Source organism: Streptomyces zingiberis (genome assembly GCF_012034935.1).
Taxonomy (GTDB): Bacteria; Actinomycetota; Actinomycetes; order Streptomycetales; family Streptomycetaceae; genus Streptomyces; species Streptomyces zingiberis.
This window is the reverse complement of sequence record NZ_JAATEN010000013.1, coordinates 12,760-34,980: the sequence shown is the minus strand read 5'-3', so window position 1 is coordinate 34,980 and position 22,221 is coordinate 12,760. Positions and strand designations below refer to the sequence as shown.

At 73.7% G+C, this 22,221-nt stretch carries 16 protein-coding genes; 11 read left to right on the top strand and 5 right to left on the bottom strand.

What is annotated here, in order from left to right; all coding sequences use genetic code 11:
- Positions 1 to 10: 10 nt before the first annotated feature.
- The 4 genes from HCK00_RS17225 (at position 11) to HCK00_RS17210 (ending at position 3,352) form a co-directional block, all read left to right on the top strand.
- Positions 11 to 313 carry a DUF503 domain-containing protein gene (locus tag HCK00_RS17225; protein ID WP_168102870.1) on the top strand — a complete coding sequence of 101 codons (303 nt, stop codon included), beginning with the start codon at positions 11 to 13 and terminating at the stop codon, positions 311 to 313.
- Positions 314 to 411: 98 nt separating this feature from the next.
- The gene (gene rbfA / locus HCK00_RS17220) at positions 412 to 918 is read left to right on the top strand and encodes a 30S ribosome-binding factor RbfA (protein ID WP_168102869.1); all 507 of its coding nucleotides are present in this window, start codon (positions 412 to 414) and stop codon (positions 916 to 918) included.
- Entirely contained in the window at positions 915 to 1,910 is a 996-nt protein-coding gene (truB, locus tag HCK00_RS17215) for a tRNA pseudouridine(55) synthase TruB (protein ID WP_168102868.1), read from the top strand. The genes rbfA and truB overlap by 4 nt, the downstream gene beginning before the upstream one ends.
- Before the next feature lie 482 nt (positions 1,911 to 2,392).
- Positions 2,393 to 3,352: a bifunctional riboflavin kinase/FAD synthetase gene (locus HCK00_RS17210; protein ID WP_168102867.1), complete on the top strand. Its 960-nt coding sequence runs from the start codon at positions 2,393 to 2,395 to the stop codon at positions 3,350 to 3,352.
- Between the two features lie 249 nt (positions 3,353 to 3,601).
- On the opposite strand, the gene HCK00_RS17205 is transcribed toward HCK00_RS17210, so the two are convergent.
- The 4 genes from HCK00_RS17205 to eccE all read right to left on the bottom strand — a co-directional run bounded on the left by HCK00_RS17205 (position 3,602) and on the right by eccE (position 9,375).
- Positions 3,602 to 6,244 carry an SCO5717 family growth-regulating ATPase gene (locus HCK00_RS17205; RefSeq protein ID WP_168102866.1) on the bottom strand — a complete coding sequence of 881 codons (2,643 nt, stop codon included), beginning with the start codon at positions 6,242 to 6,244 and terminating at the stop codon, positions 3,602 to 3,604.
- A 686-nt stretch (positions 6,245 to 6,930) separates the two neighbouring features.
- Positions 6,931 to 7,164 carry a DUF397 domain-containing protein gene (locus tag HCK00_RS17200; RefSeq protein WP_168102865.1) on the bottom strand — a complete coding sequence of 78 codons (234 nt, stop codon included), beginning with the start codon at positions 7,162 to 7,164 and terminating at the stop codon, positions 6,931 to 6,933.
- Between the two features lie 163 nt (positions 7,165 to 7,327).
- Positions 7,328 to 8,047, bottom strand: coding sequence for a hypothetical protein (locus tag HCK00_RS17195; RefSeq protein ID WP_168102864.1), 720 nt, complete (start codon positions 8,045 to 8,047; stop codon positions 7,328 to 7,330).
- Positions 8,044 to 9,375, bottom strand: coding sequence for a type VII secretion protein EccE (eccE, locus tag HCK00_RS17190; protein WP_206320490.1), 1,332 nt, complete (start codon positions 9,373 to 9,375; stop codon positions 8,044 to 8,046). Before eccE ends, HCK00_RS17195 begins: the two co-directional genes overlap by 4 nt.
- A gap of 330 nt (positions 9,376 to 9,705) precedes the next feature.
- Between eccE and eccB the strand changes: the two genes are divergently transcribed.
- The 7 genes from eccB to HCK00_RS17155 all read left to right on the top strand — a co-directional run bounded on the left by eccB (position 9,706) and on the right by HCK00_RS17155 (position 17,399).
- Entirely contained in the window at positions 9,706 to 11,238 is a 1,533-nt protein-coding gene (gene eccB / locus HCK00_RS17185; protein ID WP_168102863.1) for a type VII secretion protein EccB, read from the top strand.
- 24 nt (positions 11,239 to 11,262) lie between these two features.
- Positions 11,263 to 12,540: a type VII secretion-associated serine protease mycosin gene (mycP, locus tag HCK00_RS17180; protein ID WP_240965645.1), complete on the top strand. Its 1,278-nt coding sequence runs from the start codon at positions 11,263 to 11,265 to the stop codon at positions 12,538 to 12,540.
- A 389-nt stretch (positions 12,541 to 12,929) separates the two neighbouring features.
- Positions 12,930 to 13,349 carry a DUF2563 family protein gene (locus HCK00_RS17175; protein WP_168102861.1) on the top strand — a complete coding sequence of 140 codons (420 nt, stop codon included), beginning with the start codon at positions 12,930 to 12,932 and terminating at the stop codon, positions 13,347 to 13,349.
- Positions 13,350 to 13,356: 7 nt separating this feature from the next.
- Positions 13,357 to 15,267, top strand: coding sequence for a hypothetical protein (locus tag HCK00_RS17170; RefSeq protein WP_168102860.1), 1,911 nt, complete (start codon positions 13,357 to 13,359; stop codon positions 15,265 to 15,267).
- A gap of 36 nt (positions 15,268 to 15,303) precedes the next feature.
- Positions 15,304 to 16,572: a S8 family serine peptidase gene (locus HCK00_RS17165; RefSeq protein ID WP_240965644.1), complete on the top strand. Its 1,269-nt coding sequence runs from the start codon at positions 15,304 to 15,306 to the stop codon at positions 16,570 to 16,572.
- Positions 16,573 to 16,674: 102 nt separating this feature from the next.
- The gene (locus HCK00_RS17160; protein WP_168102858.1) at positions 16,675 to 17,037 is read left to right on the top strand and encodes a WXG100 family type VII secretion target; all 363 of its coding nucleotides are present in this window, start codon (positions 16,675 to 16,677) and stop codon (positions 17,035 to 17,037) included.
- Between the two features lie 71 nt (positions 17,038 to 17,108).
- Positions 17,109 to 17,399 carry a WXG100 family type VII secretion target gene (locus tag HCK00_RS17155; protein ID WP_168102857.1) on the top strand — a complete coding sequence of 97 codons (291 nt, stop codon included), beginning with the start codon at positions 17,109 to 17,111 and terminating at the stop codon, positions 17,397 to 17,399.
- Between the two features lie 721 nt (positions 17,400 to 18,120).
- Here HCK00_RS17155 and eccCa read toward each other — a convergent pair.
- Positions 18,121 to 22,095: a type VII secretion protein EccCa gene (gene eccCa, locus HCK00_RS17150; RefSeq protein ID WP_168102856.1), complete on the bottom strand. Its 3,975-nt coding sequence runs from the start codon at positions 22,093 to 22,095 to the stop codon at positions 18,121 to 18,123.
- Between the last annotated feature and the right edge of the window lie 126 nt (positions 22,096 to 22,221).

Below are 22,221 nucleotides of genomic sequence, written 5' to 3'. Positions count from 1 at the left end.
CCTGTTCCCCATGTATGTAGGGACGCTGTCCTTCGATCTGCTTCTCGGCGACGTACGGTCGCTCAAGGAGAAGCGCTCCGTCGTCCGCCCGATCATCGCCGAGCTGCGCCGTGTCCACGCCGTGAGCGCCGCGGAGACCGGCGACCAGGATCTGTACCGCCGCGCCCGGATCGGTTTGGCGGCGGTCTCCGGGGACACGGGGCATCTCACGGACGTGCTCGACCGGTGCGAGCGCATGGTCGCGGCCCGGCCGGAGGTGGAGCTGCTGTCCGTGCGGCGGCGGTTCCACGGCGGCGACGACTGGGACGACTGAGCCGTCGTCCGGGCACACCGGTGCGGCGCCGGAAACGCCGCGGAAAGCTTCAGCAACATCCTCAGGAAGACCCTCAGGAACACGGAGGAGACGGACCGATGGCCGACAACGCGCGGGCCCGCAAGCTGGCCGATCGCATCCAGGTCGTGGTCGCGGAGACCCTGGACCGGCGGATCAAGGATCCGCGGCTGGGATTCGTCACGATCACGGACGCCCGGGTCACCGGCGACCTGCGGGAGGCCACGGTCTTCTACACGGTCTACGGGGACGACGAGGAGCGCGCGGCCTCCGCCGCCGCCCTGGAGAGCGCCAAGGGCGTGCTCCGCTCCGAGGTCGGGCGGCAGACCGGGGTGCGCTTCACCCCGAGCCTCACCTTCGTCCCGGACGCGCTGCCCGACAGCGCCCGCACCATCGACGACCTGCTCGCCAAGGCGCGCGCGCAGGACGAGCAGGTGCGCGAGTCCGCCACCGGCGCCGACTACGCGGGCGGGGCCGACCCGTACCGCAGGCCCGGCGAGGAGGAGGACGGGTCCGGGGACGACGAGGCCCGGGACGGCGGGGCCGGCGACGGCTCCGGCGGCGGCGAAGGCGCACCGCGGGCATGACGGATCAGCAGCAGCGGGGGCGGGCCGGGCGGCGCGCCCCCCGGGTGGCGGCGCCCGACGGCCTCGTCGTCGTCGACAAGCCGGCCGGGCACACCTCGCACGACGTCGTCGCGCGGCTGCGCGGCATGGCCCGCACGCGCCGGGTGGGGCACGCCGGCACCCTCGACCCGATGGCCACCGGGGTGCTCCTCGCCGGCGTCGGCCGGGCCACCCGGCTCCTCGGCCATCTCGCGCTGACCGACAAGGAGTACACCGCCACCGTCCGGCTCGGGCAGTCCACCGTGACGGACGACGCGGAGGGCGAGGTCACCGTCTCTCCCGGCACCGCGGGCCTGGCCGGCGCGGCGGAACCGGGCGGCGCGGGCCGGGCGGCGATCGCGTCGGCCGTCGCGGAACTGACCGGGGACATCCTGCAGGTGCCGTCGAAGGTCAGCGCCGTCAAGGTCGACGGCAAGCGGTCCTACCAACGGGCCCGTTCCGGCGAGGAGTTCGAGCTGGCGGCGCGCCCCGTCAGCGTGCCGGTCTTCGCGGTGCACGGCGTCCGCGAGGCCACCGCCGGGGACGGCACGGGGGTGCTGGACGTGTCCGTGACGGTGGTCTGCTCCTCCGGTACGTACATCCGCGCCCTCGCCCGTGACCTGGGCGCTGCGCTGGGCACGGGGGGCCATCTCACGGCGCTGCGGCGCACCCGCGTCGGCCCCTACGGCCTGGACGGCGCGCACACCCTGGAGGAACTTCAGGAGGCGGTGGACGCCGCGGGGGAGGAGACGAACGGTCTCCCCGTGCTGCCGCTGGCGGACGCCGCCGCGGCGGCGTTCCCGCGCTGGGACGTGGACGAGAAGCAGGCCCGCCTGCTGTCGAACGGCGTCCGGCTGGACGCCCCCGCCCTCCCCACGGACCGGCCTACGGCGGTCTTCGCGCCCGACGGGCGCTTCCTGGCCCTGGTGGAGGGGGCGGACGGCAGGGCGAGGAGCCTGGCCGTCTTCGCCTGACGGGCGACGGGTGACGGGCGACGGGCGACCCTGGCGGGGGAGGGGGGACCGGCGGCGGCCTGAAGGGTGGGCGCCGTCCGCGGCGCAATCCCCCGTCCCGGTCGTTCTCAGCGGGGCGCGGGCGCGGGGCGCGCCGGGGGCCCGGGCGCCGGAGCGTCGGCGCGCCCGTCCGGCTCCGCGGCCGGTGCCGTGGGGCGGGTGCGCGCGCCGCACGCGCGGCCACCCGGCCCACGGCTCCCCTCCTGGTGACTCCCGCTGATCCCTGTCCCGTCGCGGCCCTCGGCTCACCGCCCCCGGGGAGGCGCACAGAGGGACGCCGGGGCGCGCGGGGCGCGGGGGCGTGGGCCGGGAGGTGGCGGGCCGGTCCACCGCGCGCACCGGTGCCGATGACGGTCCGTTCCCTCCGGCATGGCAGTCTTGGACCTGCGGATACCGAGGGGTACCGCACACGAGTTCACACATTCGGGCGAGGAGCGGTCACAGTGCAGCGCTGGCGTGGTCTGGAGGAGATCCCCGAGGACTGGGGGCGCAGCGTCGTCACCATCGGCTCCTACGACGGCGTGCACCGGGGACACCAGCTCATCATCGGCCGCACGGTGACGCGCGCCCGTGAACTCGGCGTCCCGGCCGTCGTCGTCACCTTCGACCCGCATCCCAGCGAGGTCGTCCGCCCGGGGAGCCACCCGCCGCTGCTCGCCCCCCACCACCGGCGGGCCGAACTGATGGCCGGACTGGGCGTGGACGCCGTCCTCGTCCTCTCCTTCACCGAGGAGTTCTCCCAGCTCTCGCCGGCCGACTTCGTCGTCAAGGTGCTGGTCGACCGGTTGCACGCCACGGAGGTCGTGGAAGGCCCCAACTTCCGCTTCGGCCACAAGGCGGCCGGGAACGTCGCCGTCCTCGCCGACCTGGGCCGCGCCTACGACTTCGGCGTCGAGGTGGTCGACCTGCACGTACGCGGGGAGGCCGGCGGCGGTGAGCCGTTCTCCTCCACCCTGACCCGGCGCCTGATCGCCGAGGGGGACGTGGACGGAGCCGCGGAGATCCTGGGGCGCCCGCACCGCGTCGAGGGCATCGTCGTACGGGGCGCCCAGCGCGGCCGCGAACTGGGCACCCCCACCGCGAACGTGGAGACGCTGCCGCACACGGCCGTCCCGGCCGACGGCGTCTACGCCGGCTGGCTGGACGCCGCGGGGGAGCGGATGCCCGCGGCGATCTCCGTCGGGACCAACCCGCAGTTCGACGGTGTGGAGCGGACCGTCGAGGCCTACGCCGTCGACCGGGTGGGACTGGACCTCTACGGCCTGCACGTGGCGGTGGAGTTCCGCACGCGCCTCCGCGAGCAGCGGCGGTACGAGAGCGTCGAGGCCCTGAAGGAAGCCATCGCGGAGGATGTCCGGCGCTGCCGCGTCCTGCTCGCGGAGGACGCGGCCGGACCGGTCTGAGGCGCGGCCCTTCCGCCGGCCGTGCGGGCCGTCCGCCCTGCCGGGCCGTCCGGCTCTCCGGGCAGGCGGAGTCCGGCCCCCGGCGCGGGGCACGGCTCCGTCCGGCGCGGCCGTTGCCGCCGGACCCGTGCCGCCGCCCCGCCCCCGCCCGCCGTCCCCCGGTCCTCGCGGCTCACCCGTGGCCCTGGGACGCGCCGGGCCCGGGCCGGTACGTACGGCCCGGGCCCGGCGCGTCCACCGCGGGGCGGCTCAGTGCTGGGGTGGCTGCCCCGGTGGCCGGCCCGGGTAGGCGGCCTGCTGGGGCGGCCAGCCGTAGCCACCGGGCGGCTGCTGCGGCCAGCCGTAACCGCCGGGCGGCTGCTGCGGGCCCGGAGGCGGCGGGGGCTGCGGGCCGGGCGGCTGCGCTCCGCCCGGCGGGGGATACGGCGGCTGCTGCCCCGGATGCGGTGCGGCGCCGCCGGCCCCGGGGTGCTGCGGCGGGTATTGGCCGGGGAGCGGGGGCGCCGTCTGCGGCGGCGGACCGCCGTTCGGGGTCCACAGGCCCTGCTCCTGCTGGGCGCGGACGAAGTCCTCGGCGACCAGCGCGGCGAGATTGAAGTACGCCTCCCGGGTACGGGGCCGCATCATGTCGAGGTCCACCTCGGCCCCGGCCGCGAGATGCTCGTCGAAGGGCACCACCACGACCCCGCGGCAGCGGGTGCGGAAGTGCGCCACGATGTCGTCGACCTTGATCATCTTGCCGGTCTCGCGGACCCCGGAGATCACGGTGAGGCTCCGCTGCACCAGGTCCCCGTAGCCGTGCGCGGCCAGCCAGTCCAGGGTGGTGCTCGCGCTGCTCGCGCCGTCGACGGACGGGGTGGAGATGATGATGAGCTGGTCGGCGAGGTCGAGCACGCCGCGCATCGCGCTGTAGAGCAGGCCGGTGCCCGAGTCGGTGAGGATCACCGGGTACTGGCGCCCCAGCACGTCGATGGCGCGCCGGTAGTCCTCGTCGTTGAAGGTCGTCGAGACGGCCGGATCCACGTCGTTGGCGATGATCTCCAGACCGGAGGGCGCCTGCGAGGTGAACCGGCGGATGTCCATGTAGCTGTTGAGATGCGGGATCGCCTGCACCAGGTCCCGGATGGTCGCCCCGGTCTCCCGGCGGACGCGGCGGCCGAGGGTGCCCGCGTCCGGGTTGGCGTCGATGGCCAGGATCTTGTCCTGGCGCTCCGTGGCGAGCGTCGATCCGAGCGCGGTGGTGGTCGTCGTCTTGCCGACGCCGCCCTTGAGACTGATCACCGCGATGCGGTAGCAGGAGAGCACCGGCGTCCGGATCAGGTCCAGCTTGCGCTGGCGCTCCGCCTCCTCCTTCTTGCCGCCGATGCGGAAACGCGAACCGGAGTTCGGCGCCTTGCTCTTGGGCTTCGGCTTGGTGTTGCGCAGCAGCCGGTCCGAGGAGAGCTCCACCGCGGCCGTGTAACCGAGCGGCGCTCCGGCGGCCGCCTGACGGCGCTCCTCCGGGCTGATCTCCGGCCAGCCTCCGGTCCGGGGGTCCGCCGGTCCCTGCGGCGCGGGCGGCGCGCCCTGCGGGCCGGGGCCCTGCTGCTCCGCCGGGGCGGCCGGCGGCACGGGACCGCCGTGCGCCGCGGGGTGCGCGCCCGGGTCATGCGGGGGGTACGGCTGTCCCGGCCAGGCGGGGGCGGGCTGTTGCGGGGCGCTCTCCGGTGGTGGGGGCGGGGCCGGCGGATATCCGGACTGCGGGTATCCGTACCCGGGCTCGGGCGCCGGGCCCGTGGCGGGCGCCCCGTGCGGCGGCAGCGGGCCCGGCTGCGGCTGCCCGGGGGAGGGCGCCGCGGCCGGGCCGGGCTGCGGCCACGGCGCGCCGGGCTGCGGGGGCAGTGGCGCCGGGGCGCCGGGAGGCTGCTGCGGATAGCCGTAGCCGGCCGCGGCGGGCGGCGGGCCCGGAGGCGCGTCCGCGGCCTGGAACGAGGGCGGCAGCGGCGGCAGGGCGCCCTGCGGAACGCCCGGGGCCGGCGGCGTGGCGGGCGGTGCGTCCTGCGGGGCCGGGCTCTGGGGCGGGACGAGGGGACCGGCGGGCGGTGCCGTGCCCTCGGGGGACCGGGCCTCCCCGGTCTCCTGCCCGCCGGCCGCGGACGCGCTCCCGGCGCCGGCGGGGTCCGGGGAGGCGGCGGTGCCGCCCGGGCCGGTGTCCGCGGCCGGTTCGGCGGCCGGGTCCGTCGCCGGGGCGGCCGGCTCGTCCGGGCCGGCGGTCGGCTCCACCGCGCCGGCCTGCGGTGTGTCCTGCGGGGCGTCCTGCGCGCCGTCCGGCGCGGGAGACTCGGCGGCGCTCCGTTCGGCGATCTCGCGGCGCAGCGCGGCGGCGGAGAAACGCATGGTCGCCTCGGGCCGCTCCACGTCCTCACCGGGTTCGGCCGGTGACGGCCCGGCGGGGGCCGCGTTCCCGGGGTGTGCGCCGGGACCGGGCGCGCCCCCGGCCTCGGCCGCGGGCTCCTGCGGCCCGTCCGCCGCCGGAGCGGCGGCAGGGGGCGGCGGTGCGGCGGGCGGCGCCGGGGGCAGCGGGGGAACCGCGTGCGGCGGGTACGGGCCCTGCTGCGGTACCGAGGCGTGCGGCGGCGGGGGGCCCTGCGGAACGCCCGGGGCCGGTCCCGGCGGAGGAACGGACGGCGCGGGCCCGGCCGGGCCGGGCGCCGGCGCACCGCTCTGTTCCCCGGCCGGCGGGGCGGGCGGGGGGCCGGCCGCCCCGCCGGAGGATCCGGGGGAATTCTGCGTGTACCAGGCCGGCGGGGTGTAGTCGATGGTGAACTCGCCCGTCTGATCGTGCTCCGCGTCGGACGGGTCCTCGCCGGGTGTGGTTCCGCCCGCGCGGATCTCGTCCCGATCGCTGCTCACAATGCCTCCTGGTGTGGTGTTGCACCCTCATGGGCCGTAACGGGACGGCCCGTTCACCGGCGCGGCCGGACCGGTCCGTGTCCGGTGTGGCGGGACGCCGGCGTCCGCGCTCCGAGCCGGCGTCCTCCGGTCCAGCCTAATCACCGGGGGAGACCGTCCGGCAGGCCCGTCCGCCGGTCGTGCCGGGACCGTCATGTGTCCTGTACGTCACTTGATGCCCAGAACGCCGGGTGAAGTCAAGGACGACTCGGCCGATCACGCCGTCAAAAGGGAAACGATCGCTCAAGTACGGGTGGAAGGAGCGGAATCGGCAGCAGCCGGAGCAGCGACGGCGCCGGAGGTCCACCACCCCGGCGGAGGGTCGCCCACGGTGGCGTGAACCCGCCGCCGACGGGCGCCGGCGCCCCGGCTTCCGTCCGGCCACCACCCGCCCCGGCGGCGCCGCGGGCCGGCCCCCGGCTGCCCGGTGCTGCCGGGCGGACCGCCGCCCGGCAGCAGCGGCCCCGCCGGAACGAAGTGGCGCCGGCCTTCGCCGGGTGCCGCGGCGAACGCCCCGAGCGCCGGACGGACCCCGGAGGTCCGGCCGGCTCCCGGAGGGAACACGGTGAGAGATGTGGAGAATCCGTGTTGATCCGCGGCTCCGGGCGGAGAGGGCCGGGTCCGGTCCCGCGGCCGGGAGCGGCGGATCAGGGCAGATCGAACTCGCCGTCCCGCGCGCCGAGGACGAACGCCCGCCACTCGGCCTCGGTGTACCGCAGCACCGTGTCCGGGTCCAGGGAGGACCGCATCGCCACGGCGCCGCCGGGCAGATAGGCGATCTCGACCCGCTCCTGGTCGGGGCTGGTGCCCGGCGCGCCCTGCCACTCGACCCCGGAGATGTCGAGGGCGTACAGCTCTTCCTTCTCCTGCGCGCTCCCCATCAGTCACGCTTCCTTTCGGTATGTGCCGGCCCCGGATGCGCAACGGCACCCAAGGGACGGTGCGTATCCGGAGGTTGGACGGAACGTCACCGGCATCCTAGACCGGGCACCTCCGCGGGGTGAGCGGCCGGACGCGTTCCCTCCACGCGGCGAGCCGGGGCCGTCACTCCATGCGGCGCGCCACGCCCAGGAGTCCCAGCTCCGCGTCCGTGCCGGAGGTCAGCACCCAGGTGCGTTCCCGGCCCGAGCACCAGAGGGTGACGCCGTCCGCCAGGGTGGGCAGCGCCTCCATCTCCGGCGGCTCCAGCCCGAGGATCCGGCCGATCTGACGCGCCTCCTCCGGGGAGACCCGCTGCACGCCCACCAGCGTGGCGTCCCGCAGCAACCGCGGCCCCACCGGGCTCAGATAGGGCAGCAGCGTCACCACCGACTGCCAGGCGGAGGAGACCACCCGCCCGCGCGGTGGCCGCATGCCGCAGTCCCGGACCACGACCACGGGGCTGCCCACCGTGGCGCCCATGGGGGGGACCCGGCCCACCTCGTGCAGCGTGATGCACTCCAGGCCCGCGCCCGCCGCGTGCGCCAGGCGCGTCCACTCCTGCGGGCGCCCTGTCTCCACGGCCACCCGGGCACCCGTGCCGGCCGCGCGCAGCGCGAGCACCTGCGCCGTCCACAACCCGCCGATCAGCAGGACGTCGTACGGCGTCGAACGGTGCAGGCCCAGCAGGTGCGGCTGCCCCTCCACATCGTCGCCGATCATCACGCCGTCGCCACCGACGGCCAGGGAGAGCGCACCCAGCTCCTCGGCGGTCACGGTGTGCCCGCCGTGCCGGGGCCCGATCAGGCCCCGGGGAGCCCGGAACCGTCCGCTCCGCGCGTTCACCGCGCACCTCCCAGGGGCAGCGTGGCCAGCAGGCCGGGGAACTGTTCCCGGTCCAGCCGGACGAGACCGGCGCCCGCCGACCGCGCGGCCTGTTCCAGGGCCCGGCGCGCGCTCACCAGTTCGGTGTCCGAGCCGCCGGTGACCCGTACGTGCCCGCCCAGCGCGACCGAGCGGCCCGGCCCGCGCCGCAGGGTCAGCCCGACGGTCGTCGCCAGCGCCGGTACCGCGGTGAGCTGGGACACCAACCGGGAAAGGGGGGTCGCGGCGGGCCCCAGACCGGGCCAGCGGCCGACGGCGTAACTCGTGTGCCAGCGGTCGTCACAGCGCCAGACGCGGGCCGTCTCGGCGGTGCGGAGTTCCGGAGCGCTGTCCGGCCGCCCCGCCCGTGCCGACAGCCGCGGGCCGGCGCACGCCGCCGTCGCCACCGCCGAGTTGAGCTCCTCCTGGTCCAGCACGGTGGCCCGGAACCCGGCCCCGGTCAGCCTGCTGGCGAGATGGTCCGCCACCCGTACCAGGCAGCGCTGGACGCCCTCCGCCCCGCCGCCGCGCGCCGCCACCGCCTCCCGGCACAGCTCCGGATCGAGCTTCACGGCCACCCAGGTCATCGCGAGGGCGGCGGCGCCCGTCCGCTCCTGGAGCGGAGCGTAGGACAGCCGGGCCACCGACCGCGGGGGCAGATGCGGGGCCGGCGCCGGGCGTATCTGCTGCACCACCTGCACCGACTCCAGCACGATGTCGTCCACCTCCAGCGCGCTCGCCAGCAGCGGCAACGGCAGGGCGCGGGAACCGGCAGCGGGCCGCAGCGCGGAACCGCCGGCCTCGACCCGGACGACGGCCCCGAGGAAGGTGCCGTCCCCGGCCATGCCGACGGTGCGGTGGTCCCGGTCGACGTACGGGAAGGGGCCGAACCCCGGAAGGCCCTCCGCCAGCGGGGCCAGCGCCGGATCGGCGTCCGGCGGCGCCGGCCGGGTGCGCCGCCGGCGGGACCGCAGCGACCGGGCGGACGTCAGCCAGTCCGGCAGGGCCTGGCCGCGGCGGCGGACCAGCGCCGGGACCACCAGCAGCAGGGCGACCGGACCGGCCACGGCGGGCCAGACACCGCCGAGGGCGATCCCCACCACGACCACGGCGAGCGCCGCTTCCAGCAGTACCAACTGCCGCAGCTCGAAGGGCCCCAGCCGGCTGACCCGCCCCGCCGGGCGCGGGGTCGCGGAGGGCACGCCCCCCGGGGAACCGGGCGTGGGGGACGCCCCGGGCCCGGGCCGCCACCCGGGCGGTTCCGCCCCGCCGCCGGCCCGCCCGTCACGCGCACGCGTCGCCGTAGCCATCGCCGCGTCGTCCCCCTTGTCCGCAACCCCTGCGCAAACCGCCCGCATCCCGCCCGGTAACCCGCCCGGTAACCCGTCCGCCGCGCGGGCGTTCACATCGGGCGGTCACCCTACCGGAGCGGTACGACAGCGCCGTCGGCAGGCATAGTAGGGGGGCGCCGCGCCGGACCCCTCCGGGCGGTGTGGGAACCTGCCCGTCCGGTGGGCCGCCGACGGGAGGCGGCCGGCGGGGTGCGGGGGGACCGCGGCGGCCACGGTGTGCCGGCGGGCTCCCGGACCGCGGCTCACGCGGGGAGCACGGGGAGCACGGGGAGAGGGAACGACGGACAGATGGCATCACGACGCGACGAACTCAACGCCTACACCTTCGCCAAGCGAAGGCTCGTTGCGCAGTTCCTGCAGCCCAACCCGACGGGCTCGGAGGAGGGCGCGCCCCGGCCGCTGCGCTCGGTGCTCCCCGGAATGATCATCGGGGTGGTGATCCTCGCGATCTTCGGCGCCTGGGGGATGTTCAAGCCCGTGGCGCCCCAGGGGTGGGAACAGCCGTACCAGAACGTCATCATCGCCTCCAAGTCCACGACCCGTTACGTCGTCCTGCGCACCGGCAGGAGCAAGCAGGCGCAGCTGCACCCGGTGCTCAACATGTCCTCGGCCAAGCTGCTGCTCGACCCGAACAGGGACAAGGTCATCAACGTCGACGAGTCCGTCCTCGACAGCGGGAAGATCCCGCACGGCGCCACCCTCGGCATCCCCTACGCCCCCGACCGGCTGCCGGAGGCCGCGGACGCGGGCACCGCGAAGCGCTGGGCCGTCTGCGAACGCCCCGGCGAGGGCGGCCGGTCCATCCAGAAGGCCGCCTTCGTCCTGGCCGAGCGCGAACGGCACCGCACCGAGGGGGCTGGCCGGCTGCGCGGCGGCGACCTGCTGTACGTGGAGGCGCCCGACGGGGAGCGCCACGTCGTCGACGCCTCCGGCACGGCCTATCCGGTGGCCGGCGACGAGCTGCTGCTGCGCACGCTCGTCGGCCAGGAGCGCCGGCCGCAGCGGGTCTCCGCGGACTGGCTGGCCACTCTGCACCGGGGCGACCTCATCGACTTCCCCACCATCGGGGCGACCCCCGGCGCCGCCGCCGGGGTCCCCGGCGAGCTGAGCGAGAAGGCCAATCAGGTGGGCCGGGTGCTCAAGGCCACCGACGGCACCCGCGAGCAGCACTACGTCGTCCTGCCCGGCCGCGTCGCGCCCGTCACCGACTTCACCGCGAAGCTGCTCCTCAACAGCAGGGAACTGGTCGGCCTCGGCCAGGCCATCGAGGCCGAGGCGGTCAGCGCGGCCGCGTTCCGGCCGGGGAAGCCGTTCGCGCGGGACAAGAAGTGGCCCGAGTTCGAGCCTTCCGCCGTCAACGAGACGGGGACCGGCGAGGGCAGCCGCAACACCGTCTGCAACGTCCTCCGTGACGTCGACCCCGACGACGGGTCCACCACCCTCGGCACCTGGGCCGGACCCGCCTTCCCCGCCCCGCTCCCCACCGGCGCGAGCAGCGCGTACGTCACCCCCGGGTCGGGCCAGCTGTACCGGCAGTTCCAGGGCTCCGACACCGGCACCGGCTTCCTCTTCCTCGTCACCGACACGGGCCTGCGCTACGCGATGCAGTCCAACGGCGACAGCGCCACCGACGACTCCGGCATCGGCTCCTCCGGATCCGCGGAGGAGCGGGAGGCGCGGATGCAGGAGGCGCAGCAGGCCCAGACCCGGCTCGGATACGCGAAGGTGCGGCCGCTGCCGATCCCGGCGGCCTGGTCGACGTTCCTGCCCACCGGCCCCCGGCTGTCCACGGCGGCCGCCCGTCAGCCGCAGGGGTCCTGACGGCCGATGGGACCGATGAGGCTGATGAGGCCCGCAAGGACGGAGACCGCCGTGCCCCGCACCGCCCGCACCCGCCGCGCCCCCCGCGTATGCGCCGCGGCCGCCGCGTTCGCCGCCACCGCCGCCGCGTTCGCCGTGCCGCTCGCGCCCGCGCCCGCCGCCGCGGACACCCCGGACCAGTGCACCTTCCCCGGCAAGACCTACGAGGGCCGCCCCTGGGCGTTGCAGCGCGTCCTGCTGGACGAGGTGTGGAAGCAGTCCACGGGCAAGGGCGTCCGGGTCGCCGTCATCGACACCGGCGTCGACGCCCGCCATCCCCAGCTGCGCCCTGCCGTCGACCGGAAGAGCGGCGTCAACCTGCTGCCCAAAGGGCTGAAGGACGAGAACGGCAACAAGCTCGAACGAGGCAAGGAGGACGGCACCACCGACACGGTCGGGCACGGCACGAAGGTCGCCGGCATCATCGCCGCACGCCCCGCCAGGGACACCGGAGTGGTCGGGCTGGCGCCCGAGGCGGAGATCATCCCCATCCAGCAGAACGACGCCGACGCCAACGGCAACGCCGCGACGCTCGCGCGGGCCATCCGGCACGCCGTCGCCGAGGGCGCCGACGTCATCAACATCTCCCAGGACACCGCCGGCGCGGCCCGGCCCGAGCCCGTCCTGAAGCAGGCCGTGGACGCCGCGCTCGCCGCGGACGTCGTGGTCGTCGCCTCCGCGGGCAACGACGGGCTCGGCGGCAACGTCAAGAAGACGTACCCCGCGTCCTTCCCCGGGGTGCTGGCCGTCGCCTCCTCCGACCGGAACAACGAACGCGCGGCCTTCTCCCAGTCCGGCGACTTCGTCGGGATCGCCGCCCCGGGCGTGGACATGGTCTCCACCGTGCCGGGCGGGGGCCACTGCGCCGACAACGGCACCAGCTTCTCCGCGCCGTATGTCGCGGGCGTCGCCGCGCTGGTCAAGGCCAAGCACCAGGACTGGGGGCAGGAGGAGATCGTCGCCCAGCTCCAGCAGACGGCCGAGCGCTCGGTCGCCGGCCGCGACCGGCTGGTCGGCTGGGGCGTCGTCGACCCGGTGCGCGCTCTCACGGAGGACGACGCGCCGATCAAGGAGCCGGTGGCCCGTGAGGGCGTACGGCGCGCCGAGGCCCCCACACCCGCCGAACTCCACCTCGGCGAGACCCCCCAGGAACGGGACGCGCGCCTGGCGACCTATGCCCTCATCGGCGGCGGTGTCCTCGTCGCCGCCCTCACCGGAGGCTCCGTGGCGCTGCGCGACTGGCGCCGCCGTCGCCGCGGGTAGCGCGGGCGGCAGGAGGACGACGGCGCGTGGCGGGGCATCCTCCGGCGCCGCCCCGCCCCGGCCGTGGAGCCGGGGCGTGGCGGCGCCGGAGGCAGGGAGATCGGGGCGGCCCGGCCGGGCCCCCGGAAGGTCTCCGCCGCTAAAGTTGCGATGGACACGTAAATCCGGAACCGTGGATCGGGGCGGCGGCGTCACCCTCAGGTAGCCCGCGGACGCGGAACGCACTTGGGGCTGTCCGACCCAGTGACTACAGTGGCTCCGGCGCAATCAGCGAACGGCTCGTCACCTCCGGCAGGGGATGCCCGGAGGCCAGGTGGCGTGCCGCAGCACACGGGGAGGAGAGCGCATCGTGGTCGAGAGTGTCGTGGGCGCGGTCGGCGGGAGAGGTCATGGCTGACCTCAATCGCGGCGCGGACGCGCTGGTGAACTTCCGCAGGCGGATCGACGACCTGCTCAAGGAGCTGGAGAGCGGCGACGCCGGCAATGCCAAGGTGGGGCTGGAGCGCGTCACCCGCGCCTCCTTCAGCGGCGGCGGCATGCCGTTCGCCGAGGCGGACGGCTTCTTCCAGCAGTACAACCGCGTCCACAGGGAACTCGTCGCGCTCTCCAAGTCCCTCGGCGACCAGATCGAGTTGCTCCGCATCGGCGTGCACGCGGCGGACGTCGGCTACGACAACGTGGACGAGGAAACCCGCCGCCGCTTCCACGCCATCCAGACCCGCCTGGCCGAGCAGCGCCGGGAGACCGAGCAGCGCGAGCGGGACGAGACCCGCCACGACGGCACGAGCGGCACGAAGGACCTGGGGTGACGTTCCGATGAGCGACGAGAAGCCGACGCCCGATGCTCCCGATCTGACCACTCAGGAACAGCAGCAGCAGGAGGACTCCCAGGAGATCCAGGCCAGGTTCGCCGCCACGGACGTGGCCGAACAGATGGCGAACAGCCTCACCGGCATGTTCGGAGGCAGCCGGAGCCGTGGTTTCTTCGGCACCACCAGTTTCGAGAACGCCCAGCTCAACGCGATGCTGGACCTGCTGGAGACCGCCAACCCGGCAGATCTGGAGCACGCCGGCGAGGCCATGAAAAAGGCCACCACGGCGATCAACGCGGCGGCGAAGGAACTCGAGGACTACGTCACGGCGACGGAATGGGACAGCGAGGCGGCGAACGAGTTCCGCCGTTTCGGCCGGGAACTCGTCAACTACGCCTGGGGCCTGGGCACGTTCGCCAATTCGGTCGGCGCGCAGATGGAGGTGGCGAGCAACGGCCTGGCCTCGGTCCGCAGCGCCCGTCCGCCCCGGGACGGCCGCCTGATCCGCAAGAAGCCCGAGGACTTCACGGTCTTTGAGCGCACCGAGGACAACGCGGATTACCAGAAGGCCCTCCAGGTCGAACGCGACCGCCAGGAGGCCATCAACCAGATGAACCGCCTGTCGTCCTTCTACTCGGTCTCCGAGTCGACCCTGGCCTCCCAGGAACCACCGACCCTGCCGGGCACCCTGAAGGCGGACGTCCCGAAACCCACCGGGATCTATGATGGGGGCCCGTCGCATACTGCGCGTTCTTCTTCTGAAGGAGTGGGCGGCCCAGGTAGCGTCACGGCTTCCCGGGAAGCGGAGATCGGGTCGCCTGGCGAGCGGTCAAGTGAGCCGCGTGGTGGACGTTCTGTCGCCCCGAGCGTCTCGACGGAGATCGACAGCGTCGCCGCTCCTGCCGCGCCCCAGGCGGCGAGCCCCGGGACGACTCCACCGGTGAACACCGGGCCTGGCCAAGGCGGCCACGGTCCGGTCCCGCCGTTGCCGGCGGGCCCTGGCCCGCTCACACGCGGGCCGGTCGCACGCGCCACAGGAAACCCCGGCCCGCCCCGCGCCACCGGCGGCGGAGGCGCGCCACGGACGAACGGGCCCGTAGGGGCACCTCGCGCGTCGGGCGCTCAGGGGGTAAGTGGAGGGCCGCGACCTGTCAGCGGCCCGTCCGCGAGTAACGCCGGACGAGTGGGAGGCGGCAGTGGCACCCCCTCAGCGGGCAGACCCGTGAACGCTGTTGGCCGACCGGGAGGCGCCCAAGGGCAGGTCGGGCGGCCTGGCATGCCCGGATCTGCGCAAGCAGGGACCACGGCTGCCGGTCGTTCACCCGTGGCGGGCAGACCCGGCGCGCCTGGAAGCGGCCCGGGCGCGACGGGCCGACCAGGTTCCGCCGGCGGCCCAGCCGTGTCGCCGAGAAGGTCGGTGCCGGGAACTTTTTCTCCGTCAGGCCAGGCAGGAGGCGGCACCTCACCTTCCCCGGGCCGGTCCGGAGGCTCACCGGGCATCGTCGGCGGCACACCGCAGCGCCCGGCGGGCCAGCAATCCCCTTCGCGGATTCCTCGGGGCACGGTCATCGGCGGCCAGGAAGCGTCCCGCGGCCGCATTCCCGGCCCAGCACCCACTCGACCAGGAGTCGTCGGCGCGGCGCCGGCGAACGCCCCCGATCGCCCGGCCGGACGGGGCACCCCTGCCCAGCAGGGTGTGGTCGGCGCCCCTCATGCCACCTCGGCCGATCGCCGTCCCGGGAGGGCGAAGCCTTCATCCGGTGCTGCGGACGCCACGGGCAACCGCCGTGGCACCAACCGCCGGTCGGATGAGACTGACGACGATGGCCCAGCGTCTTCTCGCCGGCCCTACCTGACGGAAGAACAGCAGTGGATGCCACGGCGGCGCGGAGCTGTGCCACCAGTGATCGAGTAGGTACGGGAAGGTTCGGAAGCCAGGATGACGGCAGGAATGACCAGGGTGCAGGAAACGCTCCGGCGTAGCTTCTGTGCGGTGGCGGTGTTGAGCACGCTGGGAGCCACGGCTCTAGGCGCGGCTCCCACGGCTGCGGCTCAAGATGTTCGCTCGAAGCAGTGGTACCTGGATGCCATGCACGCCGAAGAAATCTGGAAGAAAGCGACGGGTGAAGGCATCAAGGTTGCCGTCATCGACTCGGGGGTCAACGCCGCCACACCTTCCTTGAAGGGGCAGGTACTTAAAGGTAAGGACTTGACAGATCGGTCCGGAGACGAGACGAGCGACTATGACGGCCATGGCACCAACATGGCGGAGTTGATCGCTGGTACCGGTAAGGGGGGAGGTATCCAGGGTCTGGCGCCAGGAGCGAAGATTATACCTTTCCGTATCCAGGTTGGGCTTCCCAAGGGTGCGATCAATCGCGGGAGTATCCCTAATGCCATCAAGGCGGCTGGCGATAGTGACGCGCAGATCATCAGCATGTCCATTGGTTCGGAATATTTCGGAGCCCAGGAGGAAGAGGCGATCAAATATGCCCGCAGTCAAGGGAAACTTCTTCTGGCCGCCGCCGGGAATAACGCTAAAGAGGGTAATGGGAAGTCGTATCCGGCGGCGTACCCCGAGGTAGTGGGTGTAGCAGCTACGGGGCCTGACGGCAAAGTCGCTGATTATTCTCAGCATGGCGAGGTCATTGACCTCGCTGCCCCAGCCAATGAGATCCCGCTGTGGTGCGACGCGACTTTCAAGAGCTATTGCGATTCGAATGGTGGTACGAGCTCCGCCACCGCCATCGCCTCTGCCTCCGCCGCGCTGATCTGGTCCGCCAACCCTGACTGGACGGCCAACCAGGTCCTCCGCGTCATGATCGAATCAGCGGGACGGGGTGAGGACTGGCCGGAGGGCCCCAGCAACTATCTCGGGCACGGCATCGTCCGTCCCGGCGCCCACATCAACCGCGGTATCGGCAAGCCCGGCGCCCCCGACATCGACCCGCTCACCAACGAGAAGACGGGTGGCGGGAACGCCTCCGACACCTCCGGCTCCTCCGACAAGGGCGGCTCCGACTCCAGTACCTCGGAATCTTCCGAACCAGCTTCGTCACAACCCGGTCAGGACGGGTCCGATGATGACACCGCCGTGGCAGGCTCCGACAAGACGGGGAATGACGGGGGCTCAACCGGACTGCTCATCGCCGGGGCGGCCGCCGTGGCCGCCCTGGGAGGCGCGGGTTTCTTCATCCTCCGCCGCAGGCGCACCGCCTGACGACGTTGACGCCTTGCTCCCGTACCGGGATGCGGCACACCGACTGGCGCCCGCCCGTGAGGGCGGACGCCGAGCCAGGAACAGCACAAGGGAGAGGGACACATGTCAGTCCAGAAGGTAGGGGACCAGGGTCTCAAGGACTTCCAGGACGAGATCACCCGGAGGTTCGAGGACGTCAAGGGCCAGCTCAACACCCTCCAGGGCGTCATCGACAGCCTGGAGGGCCGCTGGAAGGGCATCGGCGCCGGCGCGTTCGACGCCAAGCAGACCGAGATCAACCAGGGCATGGTCCGCATCGCGAAGCTGCTGCTCAACTTCCAGGAGGCCATCCAGGTCACCCGGACCACCGCGGGCAACACCGACCTGGAGGTCGAGGCGGCTCTCCGCGGTGTCGACGTCACTCCCGGCTTCTCCGGTGACGCCGCCGCGACCCGGGCCGAGACCTCGAACATCGCCGGCTACTGAACACCGCGCCACACCCGCGCACCACCTCAACGCCCAGGCAGTAAACAGAACTTGGAGGATCCGTGGGGAACATGAACGACGGCACCATGGTCGTCACCTACGCTTCGCTGGAGGAAGCGGCCGGCACGATCGAGAAGCAGGTCAAGCGGCTGGACCAGTCGCTGGAGGCCATCCAGGCGAAGATCCGGAGCGTCTCCTCGACCTTCGAAGGTGAGGCCAAGACAGCCGCCGACGGTGCGCACGCCAAGTGGGACCGTGAGACGCGGGCGATCTTCGACGCGCTCAACGGCATCGCCAAGGCCGTCCGTCAGGCGGGACCGGCTTACCAGGCCGGCGACAAGAAGGCCGCCGGCCACTTCTGAGCGCGGGCGGCACACCAGCAGAACCCAACGGTGACGGGGTGGACGCGCACGGGAGGCGCCCACCCCGTCCTCGTCCTTCCGTCCTTGCCGCGGAGCGGAGTTCGGCCCCATGTGAGTCGCGCCCTCTCGCGTCCGCAGCCGTTCCTCTCGTAGCCCCTCGTCCCGGTGGCCGGCCAGGATGCCCGGCGGCCCTCACGCAAGACTGCGGGAAAAGGTGACGGGGTCGACGTCAGAGCTTCCGGTCCAGCCGCTGACCCCGTTACTCACCCGGGAGTTCGGACGGCAGGTCGCAGCCCGCCTTCTGCTAGATGTCTGTTTGCAGATCTGGTCCCATCCTGTCGACATTCGTCCCCGCTGCGCTGAAGCCGTCGCGTGAACCCACTCGTGCCCAGGCGTGAACGTGCGTCGGCCCTCTGGTGGACCAGATCCGGCCGACCAGCCGAGCCGCCTGAGTCGGTTGGGGGAAGAGGGACGGGCCAGGAAGGCGGACCGCCCGCGCCGTGCGGCCCGGGGCACGGATCTCGTATCGCTCCGCGTACCTGCCTCCGGGCATCCGCCGCCGTCGGCGCCGTCCTCGCCCTGGCCCGTACTCCGGCCCCCGCCGGCGCTCTCGGCGCCGGACCCGGTGGTGGGGGCCGCGGCCCGGTCGTCGTCCCCGTCCCTCAGGGTGGGGACGACGAAGCGGCCGCGTGACCGCGGGGCCGGGTCACGCGAGACCGCATCAGCGGTCCGTTTCCTCGCTCACGAGACCCGTCTGCACCAGCGGGTTGCCGCGCTGGCGGGAGACGAAGATGCCCCGCCCGGGTGGCATCGGGCGCATCCGGACGCCGCCCAGCACGTCACCCTCCTGCGGGTCACCGGAGAGCAGCACGCCCTGCGCGCCGAGTTCCATCATCCGCTGCATGAACGACTCGTAGGCGGCCCGGCTCGCGCCGGCCGAGCTGCGGGCGATGATGAAACGGACGCCCACGTCACGGGCGAAGGGCAGGAGTTCGGTGAGTTTCGCCAGCGGGTTGCCGACGGAGGTCGAGACCAGGTCGTAGTCGTCCACGACGACGTGGACCGAGGGGCCGCTCCACCAGCTCCGGTCGCGCAGCTGCCGGGCCGTGACGTCCGCGGAGGGCGTGCGCCGGTTCATCAGGTCGACGAGAGCGTCCACGTGGTGGTCCATGGCGTTGGACATCGGGACGTACTCCGCCAGGTGTGTGGCGGGGGTGACGTCCAGCAGGGCGCGCCGGTTGTCCACGACGAGGATCTTGCAGGAGTTCCCGTCGTACCGCTCGGTGAGCTGCTTGATCAGCAGGCGCAGCAAGTTGGACTTGCCGGACTCGCTCTCGCCGAACACCAGGAGGAACGGATCGCGGTCGAAGTCGACGAAGACCGGTTCCAGGTTGTTCTCGTCGATGCCGATCGCCACGCCGCGCCGCGGCTGTGCCGAACCCGGGGGGAGCTGCCCGGCCGGCAGCTCGCGCGGCAGGAGCCGCACCCCGGGCGCGCCGGGGGCGGTCCAGTGGCGGCCGATCTCCTGCGCCATCGCGGCCGTGGCCTCGGAGAGATCGCTGTCGGAGCTGATGCCGTCGATCCGCGGCACCGCGGCCATGAAGTGCAGCTTCTCCGGGGTGAGGCCCCGGCCCGGCACCCCGGTGGGGACGTTGGCGGCGGCCTTGCGGTCCAGCTCGGAGTCCATCGTGTCACCAAGGCGCAGTTCGAGCCGGTTCATCAGATGGTCCTTGAGGTTGGCGCGGACCTCCATCGACCGTGAGGCCGTGATCACGACGTGGATGCCGTATCCCAGGCCGCGCGCGGCGATGTCCACCACCGCGTGTTCCAGGCCCTCGTAGTCGCTGCGGAAGTTGCCCCAGCCGTCGATGACGAGGAAGACGTCCCCCCACGGCTGGTCCGTCACCGAGATCTGGCCGCGGGCGCGCATGCGGCGGAACGTGGCCACGGAGTCGATGCCCGCGCTGCGGAAGTACTCCTCGCGCCGGGCGAGGATGCCGTACACCTCCGCCACCGTCCGCCGGACCCGCTCCGGGTCCAGTCGCGAGGCCACACCTCCCACGTGGGGCAGTTTGGCCACCGAGGACAGACCGCCACCGCCGAAGTCCAGCCCGTAGAACTGCACCTCCTGCGGGGTGTGGGTGAGCGCGAAGCCGGAGATGAGGGCGCGGAGCAGGGTCGACTTGCCCGACTGCGGTCCGCCCACGATCTGCATGTGGCCCTGCGCCCCGGAGAAGTCCCGGAAGAGGGTGTCCCGCCGCTGTTCGAACGGCTTGTCGACGACGCCCACCGGCACCACGAGCCGCCCGCCCTCGAACCCGGGCTGCGTCAGGCCCCGGCCGGGCACCGGCGCCAGGCCCGGCAGCAGTTCGTCCAGCGCCGGCGGGTTGTCCAGCGGCGGCAGCCACACCTGGTGCGCCTCGGCGCCGCGCCCTTCCAGCCGGCGGACGATCACGTCCAGCACGGTGTCGGCCAGGGCGTCGTCCTCCGCGCTCCGCTGCTCCGGGACCTGCGCCCGCTCGGCGGGTTCGACATACCGGACGGGGACGGGCGCGGCGGTGAACAGCGCCGGCCGGCGGTCCACCGGACGCGGGCCGGACGCGAGGGTGCTCCGCTGGGACGGCGCGCGGTACACCCCGGAGACGTAGGCCGCCTTGAACCGGACCATCTCGTCCGTGCCGTACTTCAGATACCCCGAGCCGGGCACGTTCGGCAGGTGGTAGGCGTCGGGAACGCCGAGCGCGGCCCGGGACTCCGCGGCGGAGAAGGTGCGCAGGCCGACCCGGTAGGACAGGTACGTCTCCAGGCCGCGCAGCCTCCCCTCCTCCAGCCGCTGCGAGGCGAGCAGCAGATGCACGCCGAGGGAGCGGCCGATCCGGCCGATCTGCACGAACATCTCGATGAAGTCCGGCTTGGCGGTGAGGAGTTCGCTGAACTCGTCGATGACCAGGACCAGGGACGGTATGGGCTGCAACGGCGCGCCCGCGGCCCGGGCCTTCTCGTAGTCGTGGATGTTGGCGTAGTTGCCGGCGTCCCGCAGCATCTCCTGGCGGCGGTTGAGCTCGCCGCGGATGGAGTCGCCCATGCGGTCGACCAGCGTGAGGTCGTCCGCCAGGTTGGTGATCACGGCGGCCACGTGCGGCATCTGCGACATGCCCGCGAAGGTGGCGCCGCCCTTGAAGTCCGCGAGGACGAAGTTGAGCGTCTCCGAGGAGTGCGTGACGGCCAGGCCGAGCACGAGGGTCCGCAGCAGCTCCGACTTGCCGGAGCCGGTGGCGCCCACGCACAGCCCGTGCGGTCCCATGCCCTCCTGCGCGGCCTCCTTGAGGTCGAGCATCACCGGGGTGCCGTCCTCGCCGAGGCCGATCGGCACCCGCAGCCGCTCGGACTGCGACCGGGGCCGCCAGGTGCGGCTGACGTCGACGGACGAGGCGTCACCCAGGTTGAGCAGGTCGGTGAACTCCAGGTTGGCCAGGAGCGGTTCCTCGTCGTCCCCGCCGGTGGCCACGCGCAGCGGCGCGAGCTGGCGGGCCAGCGCCTCGGCGGCCTCCCGGCTCAGCCGGTCGGGGCCGCCCTCGTAGACCATCCCGTGCGCCGACTCCAGCCGCAGGGAGCCGGGCCGGACGGTGACCGACAGGTCGCCGCGGACCCCGCCCTGCTCGCCGGGCACCAGCTCGACGAGCGTCACGCCCTGCATTCCCTCGGCCGCCGCCAGCGCCGACCCGGGGAGGACCGAGCGGCCGTCGAGGACGACGACCACATGGGGGCGGTCCAGCACCGGCTGCCCGCCGCCCTGGAAACGGGGGCGGCCCTCCAGGTGGGGGGCGAGCAGATCCTGCAGGTCCTGGGTGTCACGGGTGATCAGCCGGCGGCTGCCCGCCCCGTCACCCGGGCCCGGCAGCTGGACGTGCGGCAGCCACTTCGCCCACTCCCACTCCGCGGCCTGCTCCCGCCCCGTGGCGACGGCGACGACGAGGTCCTCGGGGGAGTGGAGGGCGGCGAGGGAGGCGATCATCGCCCGGGCCGCGGAGCGCATCGACTCCTCGTCGCCCCCGACCGTGAGCCGGTAGAAGGCCCGCAGGGAGAGCGCGATCGGCAGGCCGTCCAGCGTGGAGTGGGTGGCCAGGAACCCCCGCATCGCCCCCGCGGTGAGCGGTTCCAGCTCGTCCACCGGCGCCGTCTCCGGCGCGACCAGCGGGGTGGCCAGCTGCTGGCTGCCGAGCCCGACCCGCACCTGCCCGAAGTCGCCGTCGGCGACGCGCCGTTCCCAGACCCGGCTGCCCTCGGCCACCAGGGCCCACAACTGCTCGGGGGCCGGGTGGAGGTAGAACTGCGCGTCCCGCTGGAGACGCGCCGTCCGCAGCACGGTGCGCCGGGTCTGGTGCAGGTACTTCAGGTAGTCGCGCCGGAGATCGGCCAGTTGACCCTGGGTGCCGCGCCGGTAGCGGACCAGCATCGCGATGGCCATGGCCAGCGTCGAGGCGATCATCACCATGCCCATGATCCGCATGATCGGGTTCGGCGTCATGAAGAAGAAGACGACCGAACCGCCCATGCCCAGCATCGGCAGCAACTGCATCAGCGCGCCCTCCTGCTGCCCCCGGGGCAACTCGGGCGCGGGCTGGAGCTGGACGTGCTCGTCGGGCACCTCGGGTGGCAGGACCCGAGGGGGGCGCTTGACGACAATCTGGCTCACGACTCACCCATCCCCGTAGCGGGCGGACGGGTGGAGACCGGCGTCTTCGTGGCGGCCGGGCCCGTCCGCGGGTGGCGATCCTACTGGCGCGCACCGTCAGGGTGGGGCGGTAGGGTGGCGCGGCGC

Excerpts from the sequence above, each read along its gene's own strand:
- HCK00_RS17225 (WP_168102870.1), top strand. The coding sequence starts at position 11 with ATGTATGTAGGGACGCTGTCCTTCGATCTGCTTCTCGGCGACGTACGG.
- rbfA (WP_168102869.1), top strand. The coding sequence starts at position 412 with ATGGCCGACAACGCGCGGGCCCGCAAGCTGGCCGATCGCATCCAGGTC.
- truB (WP_168102868.1), top strand. The coding sequence starts at position 915 with ATGACGGATCAGCAGCAGCGGGGGCGGGCCGGGCGGCGCGCCCCCCGG.
- HCK00_RS17200 (WP_168102865.1), bottom strand. The coding sequence starts at position 7,164 with ATGGGGAGCGCGCAGGAGAAGGAAGAGCTGTACGCCCTCGACATCTCC.
- eccE (WP_206320490.1), bottom strand. The coding sequence starts at position 9,375 with ATGGCTACGGCGACGCGTGCGCGTGACGGGCGGGCCGGCGGCGGGGCG.
- eccB (WP_168102863.1), top strand. The coding sequence starts at position 9,706 with ATGGCATCACGACGCGACGAACTCAACGCCTACACCTTCGCCAAGCGA.
- mycP (WP_240965645.1), top strand. The coding sequence starts at position 11,263 with ATGAGGCCCGCAAGGACGGAGACCGCCGTGCCCCGCACCGCCCGCACC.
- HCK00_RS17175 (WP_168102861.1), top strand. The coding sequence starts at position 12,930 with ATGGCTGACCTCAATCGCGGCGCGGACGCGCTGGTGAACTTCCGCAGG.
- HCK00_RS17170 (WP_168102860.1), top strand. The coding sequence starts at position 13,357 with ATGAGCGACGAGAAGCCGACGCCCGATGCTCCCGATCTGACCACTCAG.
- HCK00_RS17165 (WP_240965644.1), top strand. The coding sequence starts at position 15,304 with ATGACCAGGGTGCAGGAAACGCTCCGGCGTAGCTTCTGTGCGGTGGCG.
- HCK00_RS17160 (WP_168102858.1), top strand. The coding sequence starts at position 16,675 with ATGTCAGTCCAGAAGGTAGGGGACCAGGGTCTCAAGGACTTCCAGGAC.
- HCK00_RS17155 (WP_168102857.1), top strand. The coding sequence starts at position 17,109 with ATGAACGACGGCACCATGGTCGTCACCTACGCTTCGCTGGAGGAAGCG.